At 68.7% G+C, this 19,672-nt stretch carries 15 protein-coding genes and 1 tRNA gene; 8 read left to right on the top strand and 8 right to left on the bottom strand.

What is annotated here, in order from left to right; all coding sequences use genetic code 11:
• The first annotated feature begins 18 nt into the window (after positions 1-18).
• The 3 genes from MMA15_RS15835 (at position 19) to MMA15_RS15825 (ending at position 3,226) form a co-directional block, all read left to right on the top strand.
• On the top strand, positions 19-1,050 hold the full coding sequence (locus MMA15_RS15835; RefSeq protein WP_241063220.1) for a rod shape-determining protein: 1,032 nt from the start codon (positions 19-21) through the stop codon (positions 1,048-1,050).
• 133 nt (positions 1,051-1,183) lie between these two features.
• Positions 1,184-1,390 (top strand): DUF2277 domain-containing protein, encoded by a 207-nt coding sequence (locus tag MMA15_RS15830; protein ID WP_241060433.1) that lies wholly within the window; start codon positions 1,184-1,186, stop codon positions 1,388-1,390.
• Positions 1,391-1,489: 99 nt separating this feature from the next.
• Positions 1,490-3,226 (top strand): BCCT family transporter, encoded by a 1,737-nt coding sequence (locus MMA15_RS15825; RefSeq protein ID WP_241060431.1) that lies wholly within the window; start codon positions 1,490-1,492, stop codon positions 3,224-3,226.
• A 375-nt stretch (positions 3,227-3,601) separates the two neighbouring features.
• Here MMA15_RS15825 and MMA15_RS15820 read toward each other — a convergent pair whose 3' ends face one another.
• Complete coding sequence (locus MMA15_RS15820) at positions 3,602-4,549, bottom strand: DUF389 domain-containing protein (RefSeq protein WP_241060429.1); 948 nt, start codon at positions 4,547-4,549, stop codon at positions 3,602-3,604.
• A 344-nt stretch (positions 4,550-4,893) separates the two neighbouring features.
• Here MMA15_RS15820 and MMA15_RS15815 point away from each other — a divergent pair, with 344 nt between their 5' ends.
• Genes MMA15_RS15815 through MMA15_RS15805 form a run of 3 tightly spaced genes read left to right on the top strand, consistent with a single transcriptional unit; the run spans position 4,894 to position 8,077 of the window.
• Positions 4,894-5,877, top strand: coding sequence for a Bug family tripartite tricarboxylate transporter substrate binding protein (locus MMA15_RS15815; protein WP_241060427.1), 984 nt, complete (start codon positions 4,894-4,896; stop codon positions 5,875-5,877).
• Complete coding sequence (locus MMA15_RS15810) at positions 5,874-6,473, top strand: tripartite tricarboxylate transporter TctB family protein (RefSeq protein WP_372498248.1); 600 nt, start codon at positions 5,874-5,876, stop codon at positions 6,471-6,473. The genes MMA15_RS15815 and MMA15_RS15810 overlap by 4 nt, the downstream gene beginning before the upstream one ends.
• Before the next feature lie 2 nt (positions 6,474-6,475).
• Positions 6,476-8,077, top strand: coding sequence for a tripartite tricarboxylate transporter permease (locus MMA15_RS15805; RefSeq protein ID WP_241063218.1), 1,602 nt, complete (start codon positions 6,476-6,478; stop codon positions 8,075-8,077).
• Positions 8,078-8,312: 235 nt separating this feature from the next.
• Here the strand turns inward: MMA15_RS15805 and MMA15_RS15800 are convergent, their stop codons facing one another.
• Both MMA15_RS15800 and MMA15_RS15795 read right to left on the bottom strand, forming a co-directional pair.
• Entirely contained in the window at positions 8,313-9,038 is a 726-nt protein-coding gene (locus MMA15_RS15800) for a DedA family protein (RefSeq protein WP_241060425.1), read from the bottom strand.
• A 170-nt stretch (positions 9,039-9,208) separates the two neighbouring features.
• The gene (locus MMA15_RS15795; protein ID WP_241060424.1) at positions 9,209-10,303 is read right to left on the bottom strand and encodes a hypothetical protein; all 1,095 of its coding nucleotides are present in this window, start codon (positions 10,301-10,303) and stop codon (positions 9,209-9,211) included.
• A 995-nt stretch (positions 10,304-11,298) separates the two neighbouring features.
• Between MMA15_RS15795 and MMA15_RS15790 the strand changes: the two genes are divergently transcribed.
• Positions 11,299-12,123, top strand: a complete 825-nt coding sequence (locus tag MMA15_RS15790) for an alpha/beta fold hydrolase (RefSeq protein WP_241060422.1) — start codon at positions 11,299-11,301, stop codon at positions 12,121-12,123.
• A gap of 116 nt (positions 12,124-12,239) precedes the next feature.
• On the opposite strand, the gene MMA15_RS15785 is transcribed toward MMA15_RS15790, so the two are convergent.
• From MMA15_RS15785 to MMA15_RS15775, 3 genes are all read right to left on the bottom strand, one after another.
• Positions 12,240-13,058 (bottom strand): N-acetylmuramoyl-L-alanine amidase, encoded by an 819-nt coding sequence (locus MMA15_RS15785; RefSeq protein WP_241060420.1) that lies wholly within the window; start codon positions 13,056-13,058, stop codon positions 12,240-12,242.
• A gap of 81 nt (positions 13,059-13,139) precedes the next feature.
• The gene (locus MMA15_RS15780; RefSeq protein ID WP_241060418.1) at positions 13,140-14,042 is read right to left on the bottom strand and encodes a DedA family protein; all 903 of its coding nucleotides are present in this window, start codon (positions 14,040-14,042) and stop codon (positions 13,140-13,142) included.
• 202 nt (positions 14,043-14,244) lie between these two features.
• Complete coding sequence (locus MMA15_RS15775; RefSeq protein ID WP_241060416.1) at positions 14,245-14,598, bottom strand: VOC family protein; 354 nt, start codon at positions 14,596-14,598, stop codon at positions 14,245-14,247.
• Positions 14,599-15,463: 865 nt separating this feature from the next.
• Here MMA15_RS15775 and MMA15_RS15770 point away from each other — a divergent pair.
• Positions 15,464-18,346: a tetratricopeptide repeat protein gene (locus MMA15_RS15770; RefSeq protein WP_241060415.1), complete on the top strand. Its 2,883-nt coding sequence runs from the start codon at positions 15,464-15,466 to the stop codon at positions 18,344-18,346.
• A 313-nt stretch (positions 18,347-18,659) separates the two neighbouring features.
• Here MMA15_RS15770 and MMA15_RS15765 read toward each other — a convergent pair whose 3' ends face one another.
• Together MMA15_RS15765 and MMA15_RS15760 are read right to left on the bottom strand one after the other, a co-directional pair.
• The gene (locus MMA15_RS15765; RefSeq protein ID WP_241060414.1) at positions 18,660-18,971 is read right to left on the bottom strand and encodes a hypothetical protein; all 312 of its coding nucleotides are present in this window, start codon (positions 18,969-18,971) and stop codon (positions 18,660-18,662) included.
• Positions 18,972-19,463: 492 nt separating this feature from the next.
• Positions 19,464-19,537, bottom strand: a tRNA-Thr gene (locus MMA15_RS15760).
• Positions 19,538-19,672 lie beyond the last annotated feature (135 nt).

Below are 19,672 nucleotides of genomic sequence, written 5' to 3'. Positions count from 1 at the left end.
GCACCGGCAAGGATGGGGATCACCGTGAGCAAGCCTCTTGACCAGCTCCGCCGCTGCTCGGTCGCCGTCGACGTCGGCTCAGCCCGCACCCGTGTCCACATCAAGGAGGCGGGGCTCGTCGTGGACGAGCCCTCCGTCGTCGCCGTGAACACGTACTCCGGAGCCTTGATCGCCGTCGGTACCACGGCCGAGCGCATGGACGGCCGCACCCCCGGCCACATCCGGGTCGTACGGCCCGTCAGCAACGGCACGGTGATCGACATCGAGATGGCACAGCGGATGCTGCGGGCGCTGGTCGGCACGTCCGTACGGCGGGCGTGGCGGCGCCGCGGCGCCATGCAGCGCGCGGCCGTGACCATCCCGCACAACGCCGATCCGCTGGCCCGTACCGCCGCGGTCGAGACGCTGACCGGGGTGGGCGCGAAGCAGGTGGAACTCGTCGACACCCCCACCGCCGCCGGCGTCGGCTGCGGGCTGCCCGTGGAGCACCCCGAGGCCACCATGATCCTGGTCTGCGGGGCGACCACCACTCAGATCGCAGTGCTCTCGCTGGGCGCGATCGTCTCCGCGACCACCGTGCCGATGGGCGGCGACACCATCCACCACGCGGTCGTCCAACACCTGCGCAACCACCACGAGTTGATCCTGCCGAGCCAGGCCGTACGCCCGCTGCACCTGGCGCTCACGGGTGAGGGCGACCCCGGCGAGGCGCCCGAGGTGTGGGGCCGCGACGTCGCCACCGGCACGGCACGCACGGTACGCATCGACCCCGACGACGTGCGGGCGGCCATACAGGCCCCGTTGACCGGGCTCTCCGACGCGATCCGCAGCGTCCTGCACGACTGCCCGCCCGACCTGGTCGCCGACCTCGCGGACCGGGGCATGATGCTCGCGGGCGGCAGCGCGCTGCTTCCGGGACTGGACGAGCGGCTGCGCACCGGTACGGGGATGCCCGTGCACATCGCCGAGCAGCCCTCGCTCAGCGCGGTCAACGGCCTCGCGGCCATGATCGAGGGGCAGGTCACACCGCTGAACGTCCAGGTGCACTGACGCCCGCGCCTCCGAGCCCGTGCCTCCGGGTCCCGCGACCGCGAGCCCCGCGACCGCAGGCCCCATGTGGCTTCGCTCAGCTCCCGCCGTCAGCGCAGTGCCCCCGCGGCCCGTGCCGACGTAGCGTCGGAGTATGTGCAGAAACATCAAGACACTCAGGCCGCCCTACTCCGACGACGTCACCGAGGACGACATGAGGGCCGCGGCCCTCCAGTACGTACGCAAGGTGTCCGGCTTCCGGCACCCCGCGGCACACAACGCAGAGGCCTTCGAGAAGGCAGTGGACCGGGTGGCCGCGGCCACCGGGGAACTGCTGGCGTCACTGGTCGTACGGAGCTGAAGACAAACGGATACGCGAACGGCATGCTGATCAGGATGTCGGGTAGCTGCTTCCCGATCTGAACCAGAATGAAAGGTCCACAGCGTGCCGGATAAACGGGTGGAACAGAACGACACAGGCGAGCCGCCAGGCGGCGGTTCCGGCGGTCCGAAGGCGGCGCTTACGCCTCAGACCGACAAGGTGGTCTTCGGAGTCACGGCCCTGCTGACCCTGGCCTTCGTGGTCTGGGGGGCGGTGGCCACCGACTCGCTCGACAGCGTCGCGACCACGATGCTCAACAGCACCATGCACAACGGCGGTTGGGCCTTCGTGCTCGCCGCCTCGGGTTTCGTCGTCTTCTCGCTCTGGCTGGCCTTCAGCCGTTACGGGAAGATCACCCTCGGCAAGGAGGGCGAGGAGCCCGAGTTCCGGACCGTGTCCTGGGTCGCGATGATGTTCAGCGCGGGCATGGGCATCGGCCTGATGTTCTACGGCGTGAACGAGCCGCTCACGCACTTCGCCGACCCGCCGCCCGGTACCGGCGGCAGCGCGCCGGAGCGCATGGAGACGGCGATGGCGACGACGCTCTTCCACTGGACCCTGTATCCGTGGGCGATCTACGCGGTCGTCGGACTCGCCATCGCCTACAGCTGCTTCAGGCGCGGCCGTCGTCAGACCATCAGCGCGGTCTTCACGCCGCTCATCGGTGAGAAGAACGCCAACGGCGCGTTCGGACGCGTCATCGACATCCTGGCCATCTTCGCGACTCTCTTCGGGTCCGCTGCCTCGCTGGGCCTCGGCGCCCTCCAGATCGGCAGCGGCGTCAAGGAGGTCGACTGGGCCTCCGACGTGGGTACTCCGATCCTGGTGGTCATCATCGCGGTGCTGACCGCCGCGTTCGTGGCGTCCGCGGTCTCGGGTGTCGAGAAGGGCATCCAGTGGCTGTCCAACATCAACATGGTGCTGGCCGGTCTGCTGGTCGTCTTCGTCTTCGTCGTCGGTCCGACGATCCTGATGCTCAACCTGCTGCCCACATCGGTCGGTTCGTTCATCGGCGACCTGCCGCAGATGGCCGCCCGTACGGACGACACCGCGGGCAAGGGCGTGGCCGACTGGCTGTCGGCGTGGACGGTCTTCTACTGGGCGTGGTGGATCTCCTGGACGCCCTTCGTCGGCATGTTCATCGCGCGCATCAGCCGCGGCCGTACGATCCGTCAGTTCGTCGGCGGAGTGATCCTCGTGCCGAGCGTCGTGAGCCTCATCTGGTTCGCGATCTTCGGTGGCGCGGCCATCAGCCTGGAGCGCGGCGGAGCCAAGATCACGGACGAGTCGACGGCGGAGGGGCAGCTCTTCGCGGTGCTGCGCGAGTACCCGATCGCGTCCGTCACCAGCCTGATCGTGATGATCCTCGTCGGGATCTTCTTCGTCTCGGGCGCCGACGCCGCGTCCATCGTGATGGGGACGCTCTCGCAGAAGGGCACCCTGGAGCCGAGCCGCAACGTCGTCATCGTCTGGGGTGTGCTGACGGGTGCGGTCGCCGCGATCATGCTGCTGATCGGCGGCGGAGGGGCGACGGCGCTCAATGGCCTGAAGAATCTGACGATTCTGGTGGCGGTGCCGTTCACGATCGTGATGGTCGGCATGTGCATCGCGATGACGAGGGATCTCCGCCGCGACCGGCTCATCGTCGTCGGCGAACGCGGCGACGAGGCCATCGAGTCGGCCGTCATCGCCGGTCACGAGCAGTACGGCGGCGAGTACGAGATCCTCATCGGTCCCACCAACGGCGCCTCGACGAACGGCGGTTCGGCCAAGGGCTCCGACGGGGAGGGCACAGACAGCCTGTACAGGGACTGAGCCCGGCACCGTACGGCGACCCATCGGGGCCCGTACGATCCAGCCGACGTGCGACATGCACGGGCCGAGCCCCCGAGCCGGTCCGGCAGGGCACTTGGAGGCAGCGCCCCGTCACGGCATCGCCGTGGCGGGGCGCTGTCGTGTCCGGTCCATGGCCGCCGCTGATCCGGACCGGGCGTCAACTCGCCCCGTGGGAACGGCTTTCCGTATGAGCGGCCCGCCGCGAGCACCGAACGGCCCTGCGCGAAAGCGGCCTTGGGCGAAAGCGGCCCAGCGCGGAGACCGCCCTGTGCAGAACGGACCTCCGCCAGAACGGCCCTGCGCGAAAGCGGCCTTGGAACGGCCCTGTGCGAACGGCCTTACACCTTGCGGGTCTTACGCCTTCGCCGCACGCGCCGGACGCCGCCGCTTCCAGCTCCAGAACGCCTTCTGCCCCAGCAGCGTCAGCGTGCCCGCGACGAGGATGCCGAGCAGGTTCACACCGAGCTGCTGCGCCGATCCCGACGTCGCGTGGAAATCGCCGTAGCTCAGGGCCATCGCCGCGTCGGCCGCCGCGGGCACCGTCGTCACCGAGATCGCCACGCCCACCAGCGCACCGGACTTCGAGGACGTCAGCGAGAGCATCCCCGCGATGCCCGCCAGCGCGGCCACCACGAACGACATCAGGTCCGGCTGCCATACGAACTCGCTGACGGGGTGCGGCTGTTCGTACATCTTCTTGCTGAACAGGCCCAGTGCGTCCATCAGTACGGTGAAGCCGCCCGTCGCGAGCATCGCCAGCGGGAAGCCGATCACCAGCGCGGTCAGCGACCGCAGCGCGAGACGCGGCACCCGGTGTACGAGCGCGGTGCAAACCCCGGCGAGCGGCCCGAACTCCGGCCCCACGGCCATCGCCCCGACGATGAGGATCGCGCTGTCGAGCATCACGCCGCACGCGGCGAGCATCGTCGCCACCACGAGGAACGCCAGATACGTGACCGACAGCCGCGACTCCTCGTGTGTGGCGTCGGCCAGCGACTCCCACAGCACCGCGTCGACGCCCTCACCGGGGGCGTCGACCTCGGCCTGGTGGCCGCGGTCCGACAGCGAGAGGTCGATGTCCTCCACGGAGATCGCACCGTGCTCGTCGAGGCCGAGGCCGCGCAGCCCCGAGATCAGCTCGTCGGCGGCCTCCCTCGCGACGTCGCACATCACCACGTCGCCCTCCGGGTCGCGGGCCGCTCCAGGCAGCACTACGAGATGGGCGGTGCCGACGGTGGAGTCCAGGAGGGTCGTGACCTCGCCGGTACGCGACGACGGGACGATCAGCCGCAGATGAAGCATGGCGAAAGACTAGACGTGCCGTCGCGCGGCCCGCGCTCGGGCCGCCCGCCTTGGGCGCCCTGCGCGCCAGGCGCACCCCGACTACCCGTCGGCGGCGGCTCGTTCGGCGACCACCGCACCGCCGACGGCCTCCCCGCCCACCCCTATGTGGCCTTGTGAACACAACGAACACAACGACCATTAAGTTCATTCGCGCACAGGGGGCGAAACCGCCGCGTACCCCGTGCACCATGTGGCCCGTCCCCCCCAGCCTGACCTCACTCACGCCGACTTCGACCCCCGCTCAGCTCACTCACGCTCAGCTCACTCACGCTCAGCTCACTCAACGAAAGGCGGTGCCCCGCGTGCGCCAGCGCACCCTTCTGTCACTTCTCGGGGCGACGCTGCTCGTACTGATCGGCCCCCCGCTGATCACCACGGGCAGCGGCGCCGCGACGGGGACGAACATCCCCGGGCTGAAGTTCATGGTTCCCAACACCCCGGGCGGCGGCTACGACATCACCGCGCGTACCGCCGCCAAGGACGCCGAGGACGCCGGGCTCAACCACAACATCGAGGTGTACAACCTGCCCGGCGCGGGCGGCACCGTCGGCCTGACCCGCCTGGTCAACGAGCGCGGCAACGGCAAGCTCGCGATGTCGATGGGCCTCGGCGTGGTCGGTGCCGTACGTACCAACGACTCGCCCTCCACGCTCGCGGACGCGACGCCGATCGCACGCACGGTGGAGGAGCCGGACATCGTGGTGGTCTCCAAGAAGTCCAAGTACAAGACGTTCGAGCAGCTTCTTAAGGACTGGAAGAAGAAGCCCGGCTCGCTGCCCGTGGGCGGCGGCTCCTCGGCGGGCGGCCCCGACCATCTGGCACCGATGCTGATGGCGAGGGACGCGGGCATCGAGCCCAAGTCCGTCAACTACGTGCCCTTCGACGGCGGCGGCGAACTGCTCGCCTCGGTGCTCGGCGGCAAGGTCGCCTTCGGCATCTCCGGCATCAGCGAGTACCGCGACCAGATCAAGTCCGGAGAACTGCGCCTGCTCGCCGTCACCGGCAAGAAGCGCATCGAGGGCTTCGACGCCCCGACCCTCAAGGAGGCGGGCATGAACGTGGAGTTCACCAACTGGCGCGGCATCATGGCGCCGCCCGGCCTCTCCGAGGCGAAGCGCGCCAAGCTCGTCCACTTCTTCGACGAGCTGCACCGCAGCCCCCAGTGGAAGAAGTCCCTCAAGCGCAACGGCTGGGACGACGCCTATCTCACCGGTGAGAAGTACGGGCGGTTCCTCGAAGCGCAGGACGACCGTGTCGAGTCCGTCCTGAAGGAGGTGGGCAAGTGAGCACCGAACCCACGACGGACGCCTCCGGAGCCTCCGCCGCATCGGGCGGCACGACCGGCGGCACGACCGGCGCCTCCCCCGATCCCTCGCCGTCGCCGGGCAGTTGGCGCGAGCGGCTGCGCGGTCGCTCCGAACTCGGCGTCAGCGTCCTGCTGTTGGTCGTGGGCGTGCTGGTACTGAGCGACACGCTCACCATGGAGACCGTCGCGGGCCAGCGCGGCCCCGTCGGCCCCAGGACCGTGCCGCTCGTCGTCGGTGTCGCGCTGCTCCTCGTCGCGGTCGCGCTCGCCGTCGACGTACTGCGCGGCGGACGCGGCGAAGGCGACGACGGCGCGGATGCCGGAGCCGAGCCCGCCGACTGGCGCACCGTCGCCCTGCTTGCCGGGATCTTCCTCGCCTCGGCGGCCCTCATCGAGCCCCTCGGCTTCCCGATCACGGGCGCGCTGCTCTTCTGGGGCTCCGCGTACGCGCTCGGCAGCCGAAACGCCGCCCGCGATCCGCTGATCGCGGCCGTACTGTCCATGGCCACCTTCGCGGCCTTCAACACCCTGCTGGGCGTGCCCCTGCCCGGCGGACCGCTGATGGGGGTGCTGTGACGATGGAATCCCTCTCCTCCCTGCTCGACGGCTTCGGCACCGCGCTGACGCCGCTCAATCTGCTGTGGGCCGCGGTCGGCGTGCTGCTGGGCACCGCGATCGGCGTGCTGCCCGGCATCGGCCCGGCCATGGCCGTGGCGCTGCTGCTGCCGGTGACCTACGGGCTGGACCCGGTCGGCGCGTTCATCATGTTCGCCGGGATCTACTACGGCGGGATGTTCGGCGGCTCCACCACCTCGATCCTGCTCAACACCCCCGGTGAGAGCGCGGCCGTCGTCACCGCGATCGAGGGCCATCCGATGGCGAAGTCCGGCCGTGGCGCGCAGGCCCTCGCGGCGGCGGCCATCGGCCACTTCGCGGGCGGCATGATCGGCACGATCCTGCTGGTGGCGCTGGCACCGACGGTCGCCTCCCTCGCCGTCGACATCGGCGCCCCGGACTACTTCGCGATCATGGTGCTGGCCTTCATCGCAGTGACGTCCGTACTCGGGCGCTCCCGGGTGCGCGGCTTCGCGGCACTGCTGATCGGCCTGACGATCGGCCTCGTAGGACTCGACCAGATGACGGGCCAGCAGCGCCTCACCTTCGGCAGCCTCCAGCTCTCCGACGGCATCGACGTGGTCATCGTCGCCGTGGGCCTCTTCGCCATCGGCGAGGCGCTGTGGGTCGCCGCGCACGCGCACCGCGCCGCTGGCGAGTCGATACCGGTCGGACGTCCCTGGCTCGACGGCTCCGACCTGCGGCGCACCTGGAAGCCGTGGCTGCGGGGGCCGGTCATCGGCTTCCCCTTCGGAGCGGTACCGGCCGGCGGCGCGGAGATCCCCACCTTCCTCTCGTACGTCACCGAGAAGCGGCTGTCCCGGCATAAGAAGGAGTTCGGCAAGGGCGCCATCGAAGGCGTAGCGGGCCCGGAGTCGGCGTCGTCGGCCTCCGCCGCCGGAACGCTGGTCTCGCTGCTCACGCTCGGCCTGCCCACGACCGCGGTGGCGGCCGTGATGCTCGCCGCGTTCCAGCAGTACGGGATTCAGCCCGGCCCGCTGCTCTTCGAGCGCGAACCGGACCTGGTGTGGGGCCTGATCGCCTCCCTCTTCGTCGGCATGGTGCTGCTGCTCGTGCTCAACCTGCCGCTGGCGCCGGTGTGGGCGAAGCTGCTGCGCATTCCGCAGCCGTACCTCTACGCGGGGATTCTCTTCTTCGCCGCGGTCGGCGCGTACGCGGTGGGCGGCGAAGCCGTCGACATGGTGATCCTGCTGGTGATCGGCGTCATCGGCCTGATGATGCGCCGCTTCGGACTGCCGGTGCTGCCGGCCATCATCGGCGTCATCCTCGGGCCCAACGCCGAGCAGCAGTTGCGCCGTGCGCTCCAGATCAGCGACGGCCATGTGTCGGGCCTGGTGAACACGCCGTTCGCCGTCACCGTCTACGTGGTGATCGCGCTGCTGCTGGCATGGCCGTGGCTGCGGCGCATGGCCGGACGCGGACGGGAGGAAGGGCGGGGAGCGGCGGTGGCCGCAGGCCCGGACGGTGACAGCGGCCGTGACAGCGACGGTGGCGACGAGGGCGGGGACAGCGGTACTCCGGGCAAGGAGGACGCCAAGGTCTGAGCGGGGGGCGGGTCCGCCCGCCTCCCCTGCGCCGCCCCCTGATCGGAGGCACAACGCCCGCGCCCCGTCCGCCGGTTCACACCGGACGGACGGGGCGCTTGGTCGTATGCGAGTCCTACGCGTCGTCTGGCTCCGTATGCGGAGTCACGGACCCACGGGGCAGGGAGAGCCCGCACAGAAGGCCGAGAAGGCCGAGAAGGCCAAGAAGGCCAAGAAGGGCGTAAAGCAGTACGCCTCAGCGGCGCGCGTGGCGACCGCGCTGGCCGCCGTCCTCCGCCGGGGCGCCCGCGGGCGGCACCGGCCCCGGCCCGTCCCCGCCGTTCCCCGCCTGCTCGCGCGACTTACGCCTGCGGGCCCGCAGATACTCCACCGCGATCGGCGTCACGGACAGCAGCACGATGCCGACGAGCATCGCCTCGATGTTCTCCCGTACGGCCGCGATCTGGCCCAGCAGAGCGCCGAGCAGGGTGACGCCCGCCCCCCACAGCACACCGCCGACGACGTTGAAGATCAGGAAGGAGCGGTACCGCATGCGGCTCACGCCCGCGATGATCGGCGTGAACGTCCGCACGATGGGCACGAACCGCGCCAGCACCAGCGACTTCGGCCCGTGCTTCTCGAAGAACTCGTGGGCCTTCTCCACGTTCTCCTGCTTGAACAGCCGCGAGTCGGGCCGCTTGAACAGAGCCGGGCCGACCTTGCGCCCGAAGAGATAGCCCGCCTGGTCGCCGAGCACGGCGGAGATCACCACCAGCATGCAGACCAGCCACAGCGGATAGTGCAGATACTGGTCCGTCGCGACGAGCAGTCCGGCGGTGAACAGCAGCGAGTCACCGGGCAGGAAGAAGCCGATCAGCAGGCCGGATTCCGCGAAGACGATCACCAGGATGCCGATCAGACCGAACGTCTGGATCAGATAGTCCGGGTCGAGCCAACTCGGGCCCAGCGCTTGGACGGTCACGTCACAGGCTCCTCATCAGGCGCACCGCGCCGGCGGCGGTCGTCGGGGGGTGGTACACGCTATCAACGCCCGGGGAGGCCGGGACGTGCCGCCCGCCTCCCCGGTCCGATTCCGCCTACGGCCCCAGCGACACGTATGGCCCGCGGCCTCCCCGCGCGGCGCCGGGCCTGTCAGCCCTGCGGCGCGGGCAGCATCTCGTTCCAGTTCGCCCAGTACCCGCCGTATCCGTCCGGCACCAGGCCGTCCGGCAGCAGCATGTCGCCGGGCGAACTCATCTGCTGCGCGGGGATGCCCGAGTGGTGCGCGACCGTCTCCCTGCGGTGCTTGCCGCCCTGCCGGCCCGTCTCCTCCGGCGCGACGAACAGCCGTCCCTGCGCGGAGAGATACTGCGCCCGCGCCGTCAACCTCCGCAGATCGGTGCCGAGTTCGAGGGCGAGGATCTCCAGGTCCACGCCGGACTGCCAGCCGTCGACGAGCACCGCGTCCTGCACCGGCGACCAGCCCATGTGGTCGGGCAACTGCGCGTGGTCGTAGGTCTGGTAGTGCTCCTGCGGCTGCTGGTACTGCTCCTGCTGGTAGTACGACTGCGCCGCGAGGTGCTGCGACTGACCGTGGTACTGACCGTGCAACTGGCCCTGACCCTGGACCTGGGTCTGAGCCTGAGTCTGGTACGGGGCGGAGTGGGCCGAAGGCTGAGGTTGCGGCTGGCTCTGGGGCTGAGGATGCGACTGCTGCTGGGCCTGCGCCTGCTGAGCCTGGGGCTGAGCGTGTGCCTGGCCATGGGCAGCCGACTGCTGCTGCGCCTGCTGGGCCTGCGCCGACTGGTACTGGGCAGGCGCCTGCTCCGGGGCCTGCAAGTGCTCGCCGCCGCCCGGCACTTGGGCCGGGGACTGAGCTTGCGCCTGTCCCTTGTTCTGCGAGTGCGTCTGCGAGTGCGCGGCGTCGCCCTGCCGTGCGTTCTCGTCGTGCGGTGCGGCCATGGCCTGCTGATGGATCGGCGGCGGCATCAGCAGGTCGTCCGCGAGTGAACGGGCGTCCTCACGCCCTACGGTCCGCCTCGCGATCCGCACCTCCCGCTCCGGAAGGCCCAGCATCTCCGCGACCGCCTTGTCGTTGCCGACCACCACGGCGAACGCCGCCAGGGAACGGGCCCGGCTCGCCTGGGCGTCGTCGAGCGTCGTCTGCGCCGAACGCACCTCCTCGTCGCTCTGGCAGAAGGCTCTCGCCAGCACCGTGTGCCGTTCCCACAGCTCCCGAGGCTCCATGCAGACCCCGTGTCCTCTCGGTCCCTATGTCCTGAATTCACAGTTCAAATCATGCAATCCGTATCTTCGTAGCCCTCAATCTAGTGGCGCTGACGACGTGATCCGCGGTGCCGCTCGCGCGTGCGGCGCGTTTCCCCAGGATTCCCCCTGGGTACACAAGTGCGGCCCGACGAGCGGCAGTCAGACCGTCACTTCCGGGCCTTCCGCTCGTAGGGGCTCCACAGGTCCTGCGCTCCCCGCGGCCTCCGCCGGGCCCCGTCGCGGGCGTAAGGCATCTGCGGCCAGGTCCCGACTCCCGTGCCTGCGGCGGCAGTTGGAAACTCGGCAGGACCTCTCCGGCCGTTCGTGACGCGGCTGCGGGCCCATCTCCCCTATGAGAGGCGGCAGTCGGACCGATGTCGCGTGAGCGCCGCCAAGAAGGCCGTAAGGGAACGCCCGTACGGTCCCGGCCGGGTCCCAGCGCGCGGCGAGAGCACTTCCGCCACGGCCGCCTCGCGGTGCTCACCGACCGCGTACGTGTCGCCCGATGGAAGTACCCGCCGTACGCGGAGGAGACTTCTGCGGCAAGGCGACCACGAGGCGTACGGAAGCCCGCCAGGGGTGTGCCAACCGGCTCGCGCGCCCCGCATCGCACGCCCCGGCGACCGCCCGCAGAACCCGAGACGGCCCAACTGCCGTACGGGAAGCCCAAGTCGAACGCTCCATGACCGGCACCGCACGGGCTGCCCGCCCCTGGGAGGCACATCGCCTCGTACACATACGCGCGGTCCGCGACTGGTCACCACGCGAACACACCCGGGCCCGGCCACCGCCCCGACCGGGGCTGATGCGTTCGCGTTCGCGAGACGGAGCCGGGCGAGCGACGGTGGGGACTGTGTCCCCTTCCACGGCCGGCACCGAGCAGCACCGGCCGTACCGGAAGCACAGAACCGGACCGGAGAAGCACAACCGGACCGTAAGCACGGGAAGAACCGACGGAAGGAAGGAGCCCAGCCATGGGCACCATCACCACCGCCGACGGCACCGAGATCTTCTACAAGGACTGGGGCTCCGGACGCCCGGTCGTCCTCAGCCACGGCTGGCCGCTGACCGCGGACGTCTGGGACCCGCAGCTCTTCTTCCTCGCATCCCACGGCTACCGGGTCGTCGCACACGACCGGCGCGGACACGGCCGCTCCAGCCAGCCCTGGACCGGGCACGACATGGACACCTACGCCGACGACCTCGCCCAGCTCATGGACACGCTCAACCTCAACAACGCCACCCTGGTCGGCCACTCGACGGGAGGCGGCGAGGTGACCCGCTACCTCGGCAGGCACGGCACGGCACGCGTGGCGCAGGCCGTGCTGCTGAGCGCCATACCGCCGCTGATGCTTCAGACCGAGGCGAACCCGGAGGGCCTGCCCATCTCCGCGTTCGACGACATACGCGAAGGCATCCGCAAGGACCGCTCGCAGTACTACCAGGACCTCACCGCGCCCTTCTACGGCGCGAACCGGCCCGGCTCGGAGGTCTCGGAGGGCACGCGTGACGCGTTCTGGCTGATGGCGATGAGCGTCGCGCTGAAGGCGTCGTACGACTGCGTCAAGGCCTTCTCGGAGACCGACTTCACCGACGACCTGACGCGGATCGACGTACCCGTCTTCATCGCGCACGGCGACGACGACCAGATCGTCCCGATCCAGGCGGCCGCCCCGAAGACCGCCGAGCTGGTCAAGGACCCGACGCTCAAGATCTACCCGGGCGCCCCGCACGGCCTGTACGGGACGCGTCACGACACGTTCAACAACGATCTGCTGGACTTCCTGAAGTCCGCCTGAGCGGGAGCGGACGGGCCGGCCGCGGCGGTGGCCGCGGGGGACTGCGGCGGTGACCATGCGGCCGGTCACCGTGCCGCCCGTCGCCGTGCGCCCCGTCGCCGTCCAGCCGCGGCCCGTCATCGTCCACCCGCCTCGGCCGGGGGCTTTCCGGGCCGATGGGACCGGGCACGTTCGCGCAACCGTGCCGTCTCCTCCCGTACGCGCCCGAGTTCGTCGTAGAGCGCCTTGCCCGGACAGGAGGTCTCGTAGGCGTCGCGGTGCCCGGTTATGACATGGAACCGCGCGTGGTCGCCCTTCTCGACGCGGCTCTCGCCGCTTGAGGAGACGAGCCGCGTCGTGCCCCGCGGGTCCGCGCCCGGCCGCAGCTTCCAGGCGGCGAGGGCGGCGATCGAGTCGAGCATCGCCCGCGGCACCCGGGCCCCCGGACCGAAGGTGCCGAGCGCCGCTATGCCCAGCGTGCGGGCGTTGAACCCCTTGGTGTGCGCGCCCTCGACGGAACGGTCCAGGGCACCGGCACGCCCCTCGTAGATCCTTCCGCAGTGGTCGACGACGAAGTTGTAGCCGAGGTCGTCCCAGCCGCGCTCGACGTGCTCCTCCTCCAACTGCCGCAGCAGGCGCGGCACATCGCCGCAGTCGTAGTCGTTCGGCTGGCTGGTGTGGTGGACGAAGACGGCCCTCACGTTCTCCATCGTCGACGCGCGCTCGCGGACCAGACTCTCGTCGGCGTGCCAGGCGCCGCGCGGGACGATGTCGGGCCGCGGCGCGACGGGCCGGGCACCGGCCTCGGCCGGACCGCGGTCGCGGTGCGCCCGGTGCGCGACCGGCGACAGCGCCTTCTCGACCGGCTCCTCCCAGGCCATGGCGAACGCGAGCGGCACGAGTGCCGCGTACACGATCCGGCAGGGGCGCCTGCGCTTGGGCTTTCGGTGCCGCATAGCTGAAACGGTGCGCGCGCTTCGCTGCCTCGCACAGGTGACCGTATCCGTTCGAGTGAGACCTCGGCCCTACGCCTGCCTCTATGTGACGGGGTCGGGGAAGTCGGGACCGGGCGGCTCCGGGGCGGGACCGGGGCGAGGGGCGCCGGGGGCGGGGCGGGGGTCCTCGGAGGGTTCGGGGTCGTCGGAGGGACGGAGTTCGTCGGCGGGACGGAGGGGCGAGCGGAGGTCGTCGGACGAGCGGAGGTCCTGGGAACTGCCGCGATCCGCGCGGCGGGAGGCGTAGCTGTCGGGCTCCTGACGACGGGAGGCAGGGCCGTCAGGCTCCGGACGACCGGAGGCAGGGCCGTCAGGCTCCGGACGACCGGAGGCCGAGTTACCGGAACCGGCGATGCCGGAAGCGGGACCCGCGGAATCGACGCTCGTGGAACCCCGCCTCCCGCGCCCGCGGACCCGCTGCCCGCCCAGCACGAGCCCCGCGACGAGCAGCGACACCGCGGGCCCCACCAGCCAGCGCGCCACGCCGTCCAGTGCGAACCGTCCCCCCAGATACCCCAGCCCGACCGTGTACGAGACGAAGATCGCCTCGGCGACGGCCGCACCGAGCAGGTATCCGCGCAGCGGATAGCCGACGACCCCGGCGGTCAGCCCGCCCACACCCCGCCCACCGGGTACGAACCGCACGGCGATCACCGAGGCGACCCCGTACCGCTGGAACCGCGCGGCCGTCCACTCCAGCGTCGTCCGCCGTGCGTCCGTGCGGCACAGCCAGCCGAGCGCCCGCCCACGCGATCTGCGACCGGCCCAGAACGTACCGATGTCGCCGGTGACGGTGCTTACCAGCAGCACGGCCACCAGCAACGGAAGGCTCAGCCGTCCCGCCGCGGCCATGGCGCCCGCCCCGGCCACGAGCGCGGAGTTCGGAACCATCGGCGGCATGGTGGCGAGCACCAGCACGGCGTAGATCCAGTGCGTGCTCTCCATCCGGCGACCACTCCCGGGGACTCTGCGTCATGGCCCGTACACGAAGGCTGACAGCAGCCGGGACGGGCGGCAACGGAAGCCGGCACCCCTCTTTCAGTACGTACCGGGCCCCCGCACGGGGACGCTCGCCCCCGGCAACAGGGCCTCAACTCGCCCGTACGAGCGACCCGTTCGGCTTCGGCACCCCCGCCGCATCAGGTCATCAGGCGGCTTCCTGAAGCAGTCCGATTACGTTGCCGTCCGCATCCTGCACGGCAGCGATCCGCTTCCCCTCCCCCACGTCCTGCACCTCCTGGAACAACTCCGCCCCCGCGTCGGTGAGCGTCGCCACCGACTCCTCGACATCCTCCACGTGCCAGTAGTCGACGGGTCCCGTCATGCCCTTGCTGTGCCCGTTGGGATCCAGCCCGATCTCCTGCCCACCGGTCCTGAACCCGACGTAGTACTCCTCGTCGATATAGGGCTCCACCCTCAGGAGCGCCCTGAAGAGATCCCTGGTGCTCCCGAGATGCGGATGCGCAACGGGAAAGATGACGGTCCTCACGCCTTCGCTCATGCCCAGCTCCTACCGCTCGTCGCCGATCCACCGAACCTCGACGGCCTCGACCCCCATCCGTCCCCGCCATGACACGCGACCCGGTACGAATCCGACCGCCGGACACACACGGGTCCCCTGCCCGAACGTGGGAAAGCGCCCATCCGCCCACGGCTCTGGGCAGGCCCGCGCGCACAACCAGCCCGATAGCCGCCGGGCACGCGCCTTCTCGGAGAAGCCCCCGCCAGGGCACAACAAAAAGCCCAGGTCACGGAGCAAGTGACCTGGGCTTCACCGGAGCCGCCTGGGGGAGTCGAACCCCCGACCTACGCATTACGAGCAACCTGAGCCCTGATCCGTTGGGGTCCGCCGGTGTCTGTCACCGCTGGTCAGCCAACGGAACGGACACGGCGGCCACCACCGGACAGCGATGTACTGCTACTGATCTTGCAACTGGAGATGCGCTCCTGCACTTGAGTTGCGGAGTCATGGGGCAAACGTGATCGCCGTCAGGTAGGGCCCACACCTACGAGGTAGGATCGCGTCAAGATGCAGGGGGGAGTGTTGGTTGCGAAGGCCGTACGCGTGACAGGACGCGGCGCGCATCGACACATTGCGGGTGACACGGCCGCTGCTGCGGTCCGCGCTCAGCATGCACAGCCTCGGACGTTCGCCAATGGCTAGTACCCAGGACCGGAATGTCGCGAACACGTTCAGTGGCGGAAGGTCCGACACGGTCATCCAGGCCGGAACGGCCCACCTGCACCTCCCCACTCCCGCTCGCCATACCTCACTCGCTGGGTTGCCACAGCCGAGCACTGCCTTCATTGGGCGCCAAGGGGAGATTGACGCACTGTTACGGGAGCTCGCCCCCCGAGAAGCAGCAGTGGAACAGTCTTCGGTGGCAGTAGTCACAGGACTAGCCGGGGTTGGCAAGACAGAGCTGGTCCTGCAGGTGGCTCGGCAAGCCATGGGGAATTCCGGCTGGTTCCCAGGCGGCGTTCTCTTCATCGATATCTTCGGCTATGACGAAGATCGAACTGTACCGCCGGAGCGCGCGTTGGAAGAATTCCTGCGAGCACTCGGGGTGACCGGGGAACAGATACCCTCGGGTCTTCAGGCCCGCACTCGGCTGTTCCGATCTCTGCTGGCCACGTATTCGGAACGCGGGGAGCGCCTTCTCGTCATTGTGGACAACGCTGCGTCCGAGGAACAGGTCCGACCGCTACTGCCCGGTGACAGTGCGACGGCTGCGCTGATCACTTCCCGAAACACTCTTCATGTGGGCGGTTATTTACGCGAATTGGAAGTCTTAGAAGCGAAGGAATCCGTGGATATGCTACACGGAATCCTGCGACAGGCACGCACCACAGATACGCGTATTGACGAGCAACTCACCGACGCTGAGAGGATCGCAGAACTCTGCGGAAATCTTCCACTGGCCTTGCACATCTGTGCCGCTCTGCTAGCAGATTCGCCGGCCCGACCGCTGTCCTCCCTCGTACGTGCCTTGACCGATGTACACCGAAGGCTCGACGGATTGCAACGGGAAGAGCGGTCGGTACGGGCCGCCTTCGAGCTGTCCTACCGGCGTCTGACGAAACACCAAGCTCTTCTATTCCGTCTCCTTGCACTCGTCCCCGGTAACGGCCTGTCAACCGAAACTGCTGCTGTCGTAGCTGACACGTCCTTCCTAGATGCGGAGAATCTGCTTCAGCAGTTGGCCAGAGCTCACCTCATCGACGCTGGAATGGCCTGGGGCCGCTGGCGGATGCACGACCTGTTGCGGTTGTACGCCAGCGAACGCGATCGGGCCCATGACGCCGGGAACGAGAGCGGAGCGGCTCTGGAACGCCTCTACCAGCACTTCATGACCCGCGTTCGGGACGCCGACACGTGGCTCAGATCTGTGCGTACAGAGGACAGCTCGTCCTCTTTTCGCTCCCGTGAGGAGGCGGTGAGCTGGCTGAAGGACGAGCGTGAGGGGCTGGTCGCCGCATGCGGAGCGGCCCTGGAGGTCGCACCGGAGATCACTTGCTGGCTCGCCCACAGGCTTACACGATTCCTAGACCACTACCGGTACCTCGATGACTGGAACGCCGTGGCGGACCTCGCGGTTGCTGCCGCTCTTCGACTCGAAGACCTATCCGAGGCGACGCATGCGCTACAGATCCACGGCCTCGCCATGAGAGAGGTCGGGCAGCTTGAGAGGGCGCAGGAGGCACACGAGCTTGCCCTCAAGTTGTACCGCGAAACTCGTGACAGGTTTGGCGAGAGCGTTGCCCTGGACAGTCTGGGGCTCGTACACCGGCATCTGGGCAGATTGGACGATGCGATCAAGGCCCACACACAAGCCTTGCGGATCCGAAGCGAGATCGGCCAAGTGGAAAAGGCACCTGCGATTCGCAGCAATCTAGGCAATACCCTGTGTCAGGCGGGACGTGCTCCGGAAGCTGTCGAGGCGTTGAGCGCGGCGTTCGATGGCTTCAATGTTCTCGGGGACGTGCGCGGTGCTGCCATGGCACAGGCAAACTTGGGGCGCGCTCTGGTCGAATCGGGGCGCGAGGAGGAGGCCATTACCGTCTGCCGTGCATCCCTACGCCTGGCAGATGAACTGGGGGATACCCACGTTAAGGCCTTGGCTCTGTGCAATCGTGGCCGCGCGCTTGTGCGCACAGGACCCGCCAACGAGGCAGCCGACGAACTGACTCAGGCGGCCGAGCTCTATTTCTCCTTGAATGACGATTTCTTGGCAAGCGGAGCATTGTTGGAACTCGGGTCGCTGTACTTACGGATCGACCGCCCGACCGAAGCCATCGAGACCCTGTACCGAGCGGCCGACGCGGCACGCGGCTCTGGTCGACAGATCGCTTTGGAAAAAACCCTGATCGCTCTGAGCGATGCCCTGAAAAGCGCAGAGCGCTTCGAGGAGGCCATCAGAGCGGCTTTCGAGGCGTACGAACTCCGTCACACATACAGCGATCCCGAAGCCAAGGCCCGGGCCATTTCCAGGCTCGGAGCACTCTTCATCGCTACGGACCAGGTGGAGTGCGGCGCCGCCGCCTACGCGGATGCTGCCGATGTTTTCCACTCCCTCGGCAACCAACCCGTTTCCGAGGGCATAGCGCGTCAAACACTCGGCTGGCTACTCACGAGGTTGGGAGCGCCTGAGGATTCGGTGAAGGCTCAGACCCGGGCCGCCGAACTCTTCCGAGAAGCCGATGACCGGACGCGAGAGGGTAATGCACTGAGGGACCTTGCAGAGTCACTTGCGCTGTTGGACAGGCTCGAAGGGGCGGTCGAGGCCTGCGCGCGGGCCGTGGATGCGTTTCATACCGCAGGCGAACACCTCAGTGAGGGAGAAGCACTCCAGAATCTCGGAGGGTTTCTGGCCGCCGACGAACATTGGACGCAGTCCGCAGAAGCCACCGAGCGCGCCGCCAGCATTTTCCGCGCACTCGACGAGCCACGCCTCGAAGGGCGCACACTGCATAACCTGGGCGTGGCCCAACTCGCCCTGAACCAACCATCGTTGGCAATACCAACCTACCGCCAAGCGGTAGACCTGCTGCGTGCAGCCGAGGACCGCCTGAGCGAGGGCCACGCACTATTGAACCTCGGCGCCGCTCAACTCGGATCGGACATGTACGCACCAGCGGCTGAAACCCTGAGCCAAGCTATCGACATCTTCCAAGCGCTAGACGAAAGCACACTCGAGGATCAGGCCCGCTCGGTCCTTGCCGCAGCACGCAAGGCCGCTCGTACCTGACTCCCAAAGGGGACTGAGCGCCTCTCCCCGCTCCTCTCCCATGTGCGCCCCGCCGCAATGACTCGCTTTCGCGAGCCGGTAGTACGACGTCGCAAATCGTGACGCCATCGCCCGGACGGCCCTCAGCGGCTCCTGGTCCGAGATCGGTAAGCGACGCATCACGCCATTCGCGCTCTCGCCAACCACGGCTTCCGTGGACTTCAGCGAACAGGTCTGCCGTCGTTGGCAGTTGACCAGACTAGACCGGGACTACGTTCGGACCTCGACCGCCGCCATCGATTCCACGAGGCCACCGGCGCATGGCGGGGCAGTGCTACTGATCTTGCGACTGCGTTCGCGCTCCAGTCCACACTCGTTCGAAGCTCTCCACGTACGTGCTCACCATCGCGGGCTCGCCCGTCGAGTGCAGGTGGAGCACGGGTATTTGGTTGGCTGGTTGCCCATACACGTGCATGTTGATCAACAACTCATCGTCCACCCGGTAGATCGAGTTGTAGAGCGTCGTGCCGTGCAAGCGAACGTCGACACCTGGAATCGATGTCAGCGGACGCAGCAACACCACGGAGTTGCGGATGCGCGCCGCCATTGCGTCACCGATGCCCTCGTCACCACCGCGCTGGGCCACGTACTTGCTGTCAGGTCTCCGAGTAGCAAGCGCACCCTCACACCGGACGCGGCCTTGTCGGCGAAGATGCGCAAGATAGCAGCGTCCTCTACGAGGAACAGCCCGCAGTAGACGAGGATGCTGATCTCGTTCGCAACGCACCCAAAGAACCCACGCCACAGGTCAGTTGGCACGAGCGAGCGATGAGCGTAGACCGCGTTGACTTCTGGGTTTCCGCTGCTCCACCCGTGCCGGCGACGTATGTGCGGCCACAGCTCCGCTTCGGATGCGCCGACGAGTTCACTGACTCGGGCACGGTTTCGTGCGTGCGGCACACGACCGCCGAGCCATCGGCCAACGGTCTTCGGGTCCACTCCGAGCGACAGCAGCTCCGTGGTGGCGTTCCCTGGTAGCCCGGCCGATTCCGCTCCCGCCGACGCTACTGCTACGGAACTTGCTACGGAAAAAGCCCAGGCCACTGACGATAACGTCATTGGCCTGGGCCGATACCGGAGCCGCCTGGGGGAGTCGAACCCCCGACCTACGCATTACGAGTGCGTCGCTCTGGCCGACTGAGCTAAGGCGGCAGGCTGCCCGCGCCTTACGGCGAGCGCAGCGCGGACAAGTCTACACAGTTCCAGGCGGTGCTCCGTACGGGGTAAACGGCTGGCGGCGAGCACCGCCGGAGACTGTCCCGGAGGCGGCCCCGCCGCCCGCCGTCA

It is taken from the genome of Streptomyces marispadix (genome assembly GCF_022524345.1).
GTDB lineage: Bacteria > Actinomycetota > Actinomycetes > Streptomycetales > Streptomycetaceae > Streptomyces > Streptomyces marispadix.
This window is presented reverse-complemented; position numbering and strand designations above follow the sequence as displayed.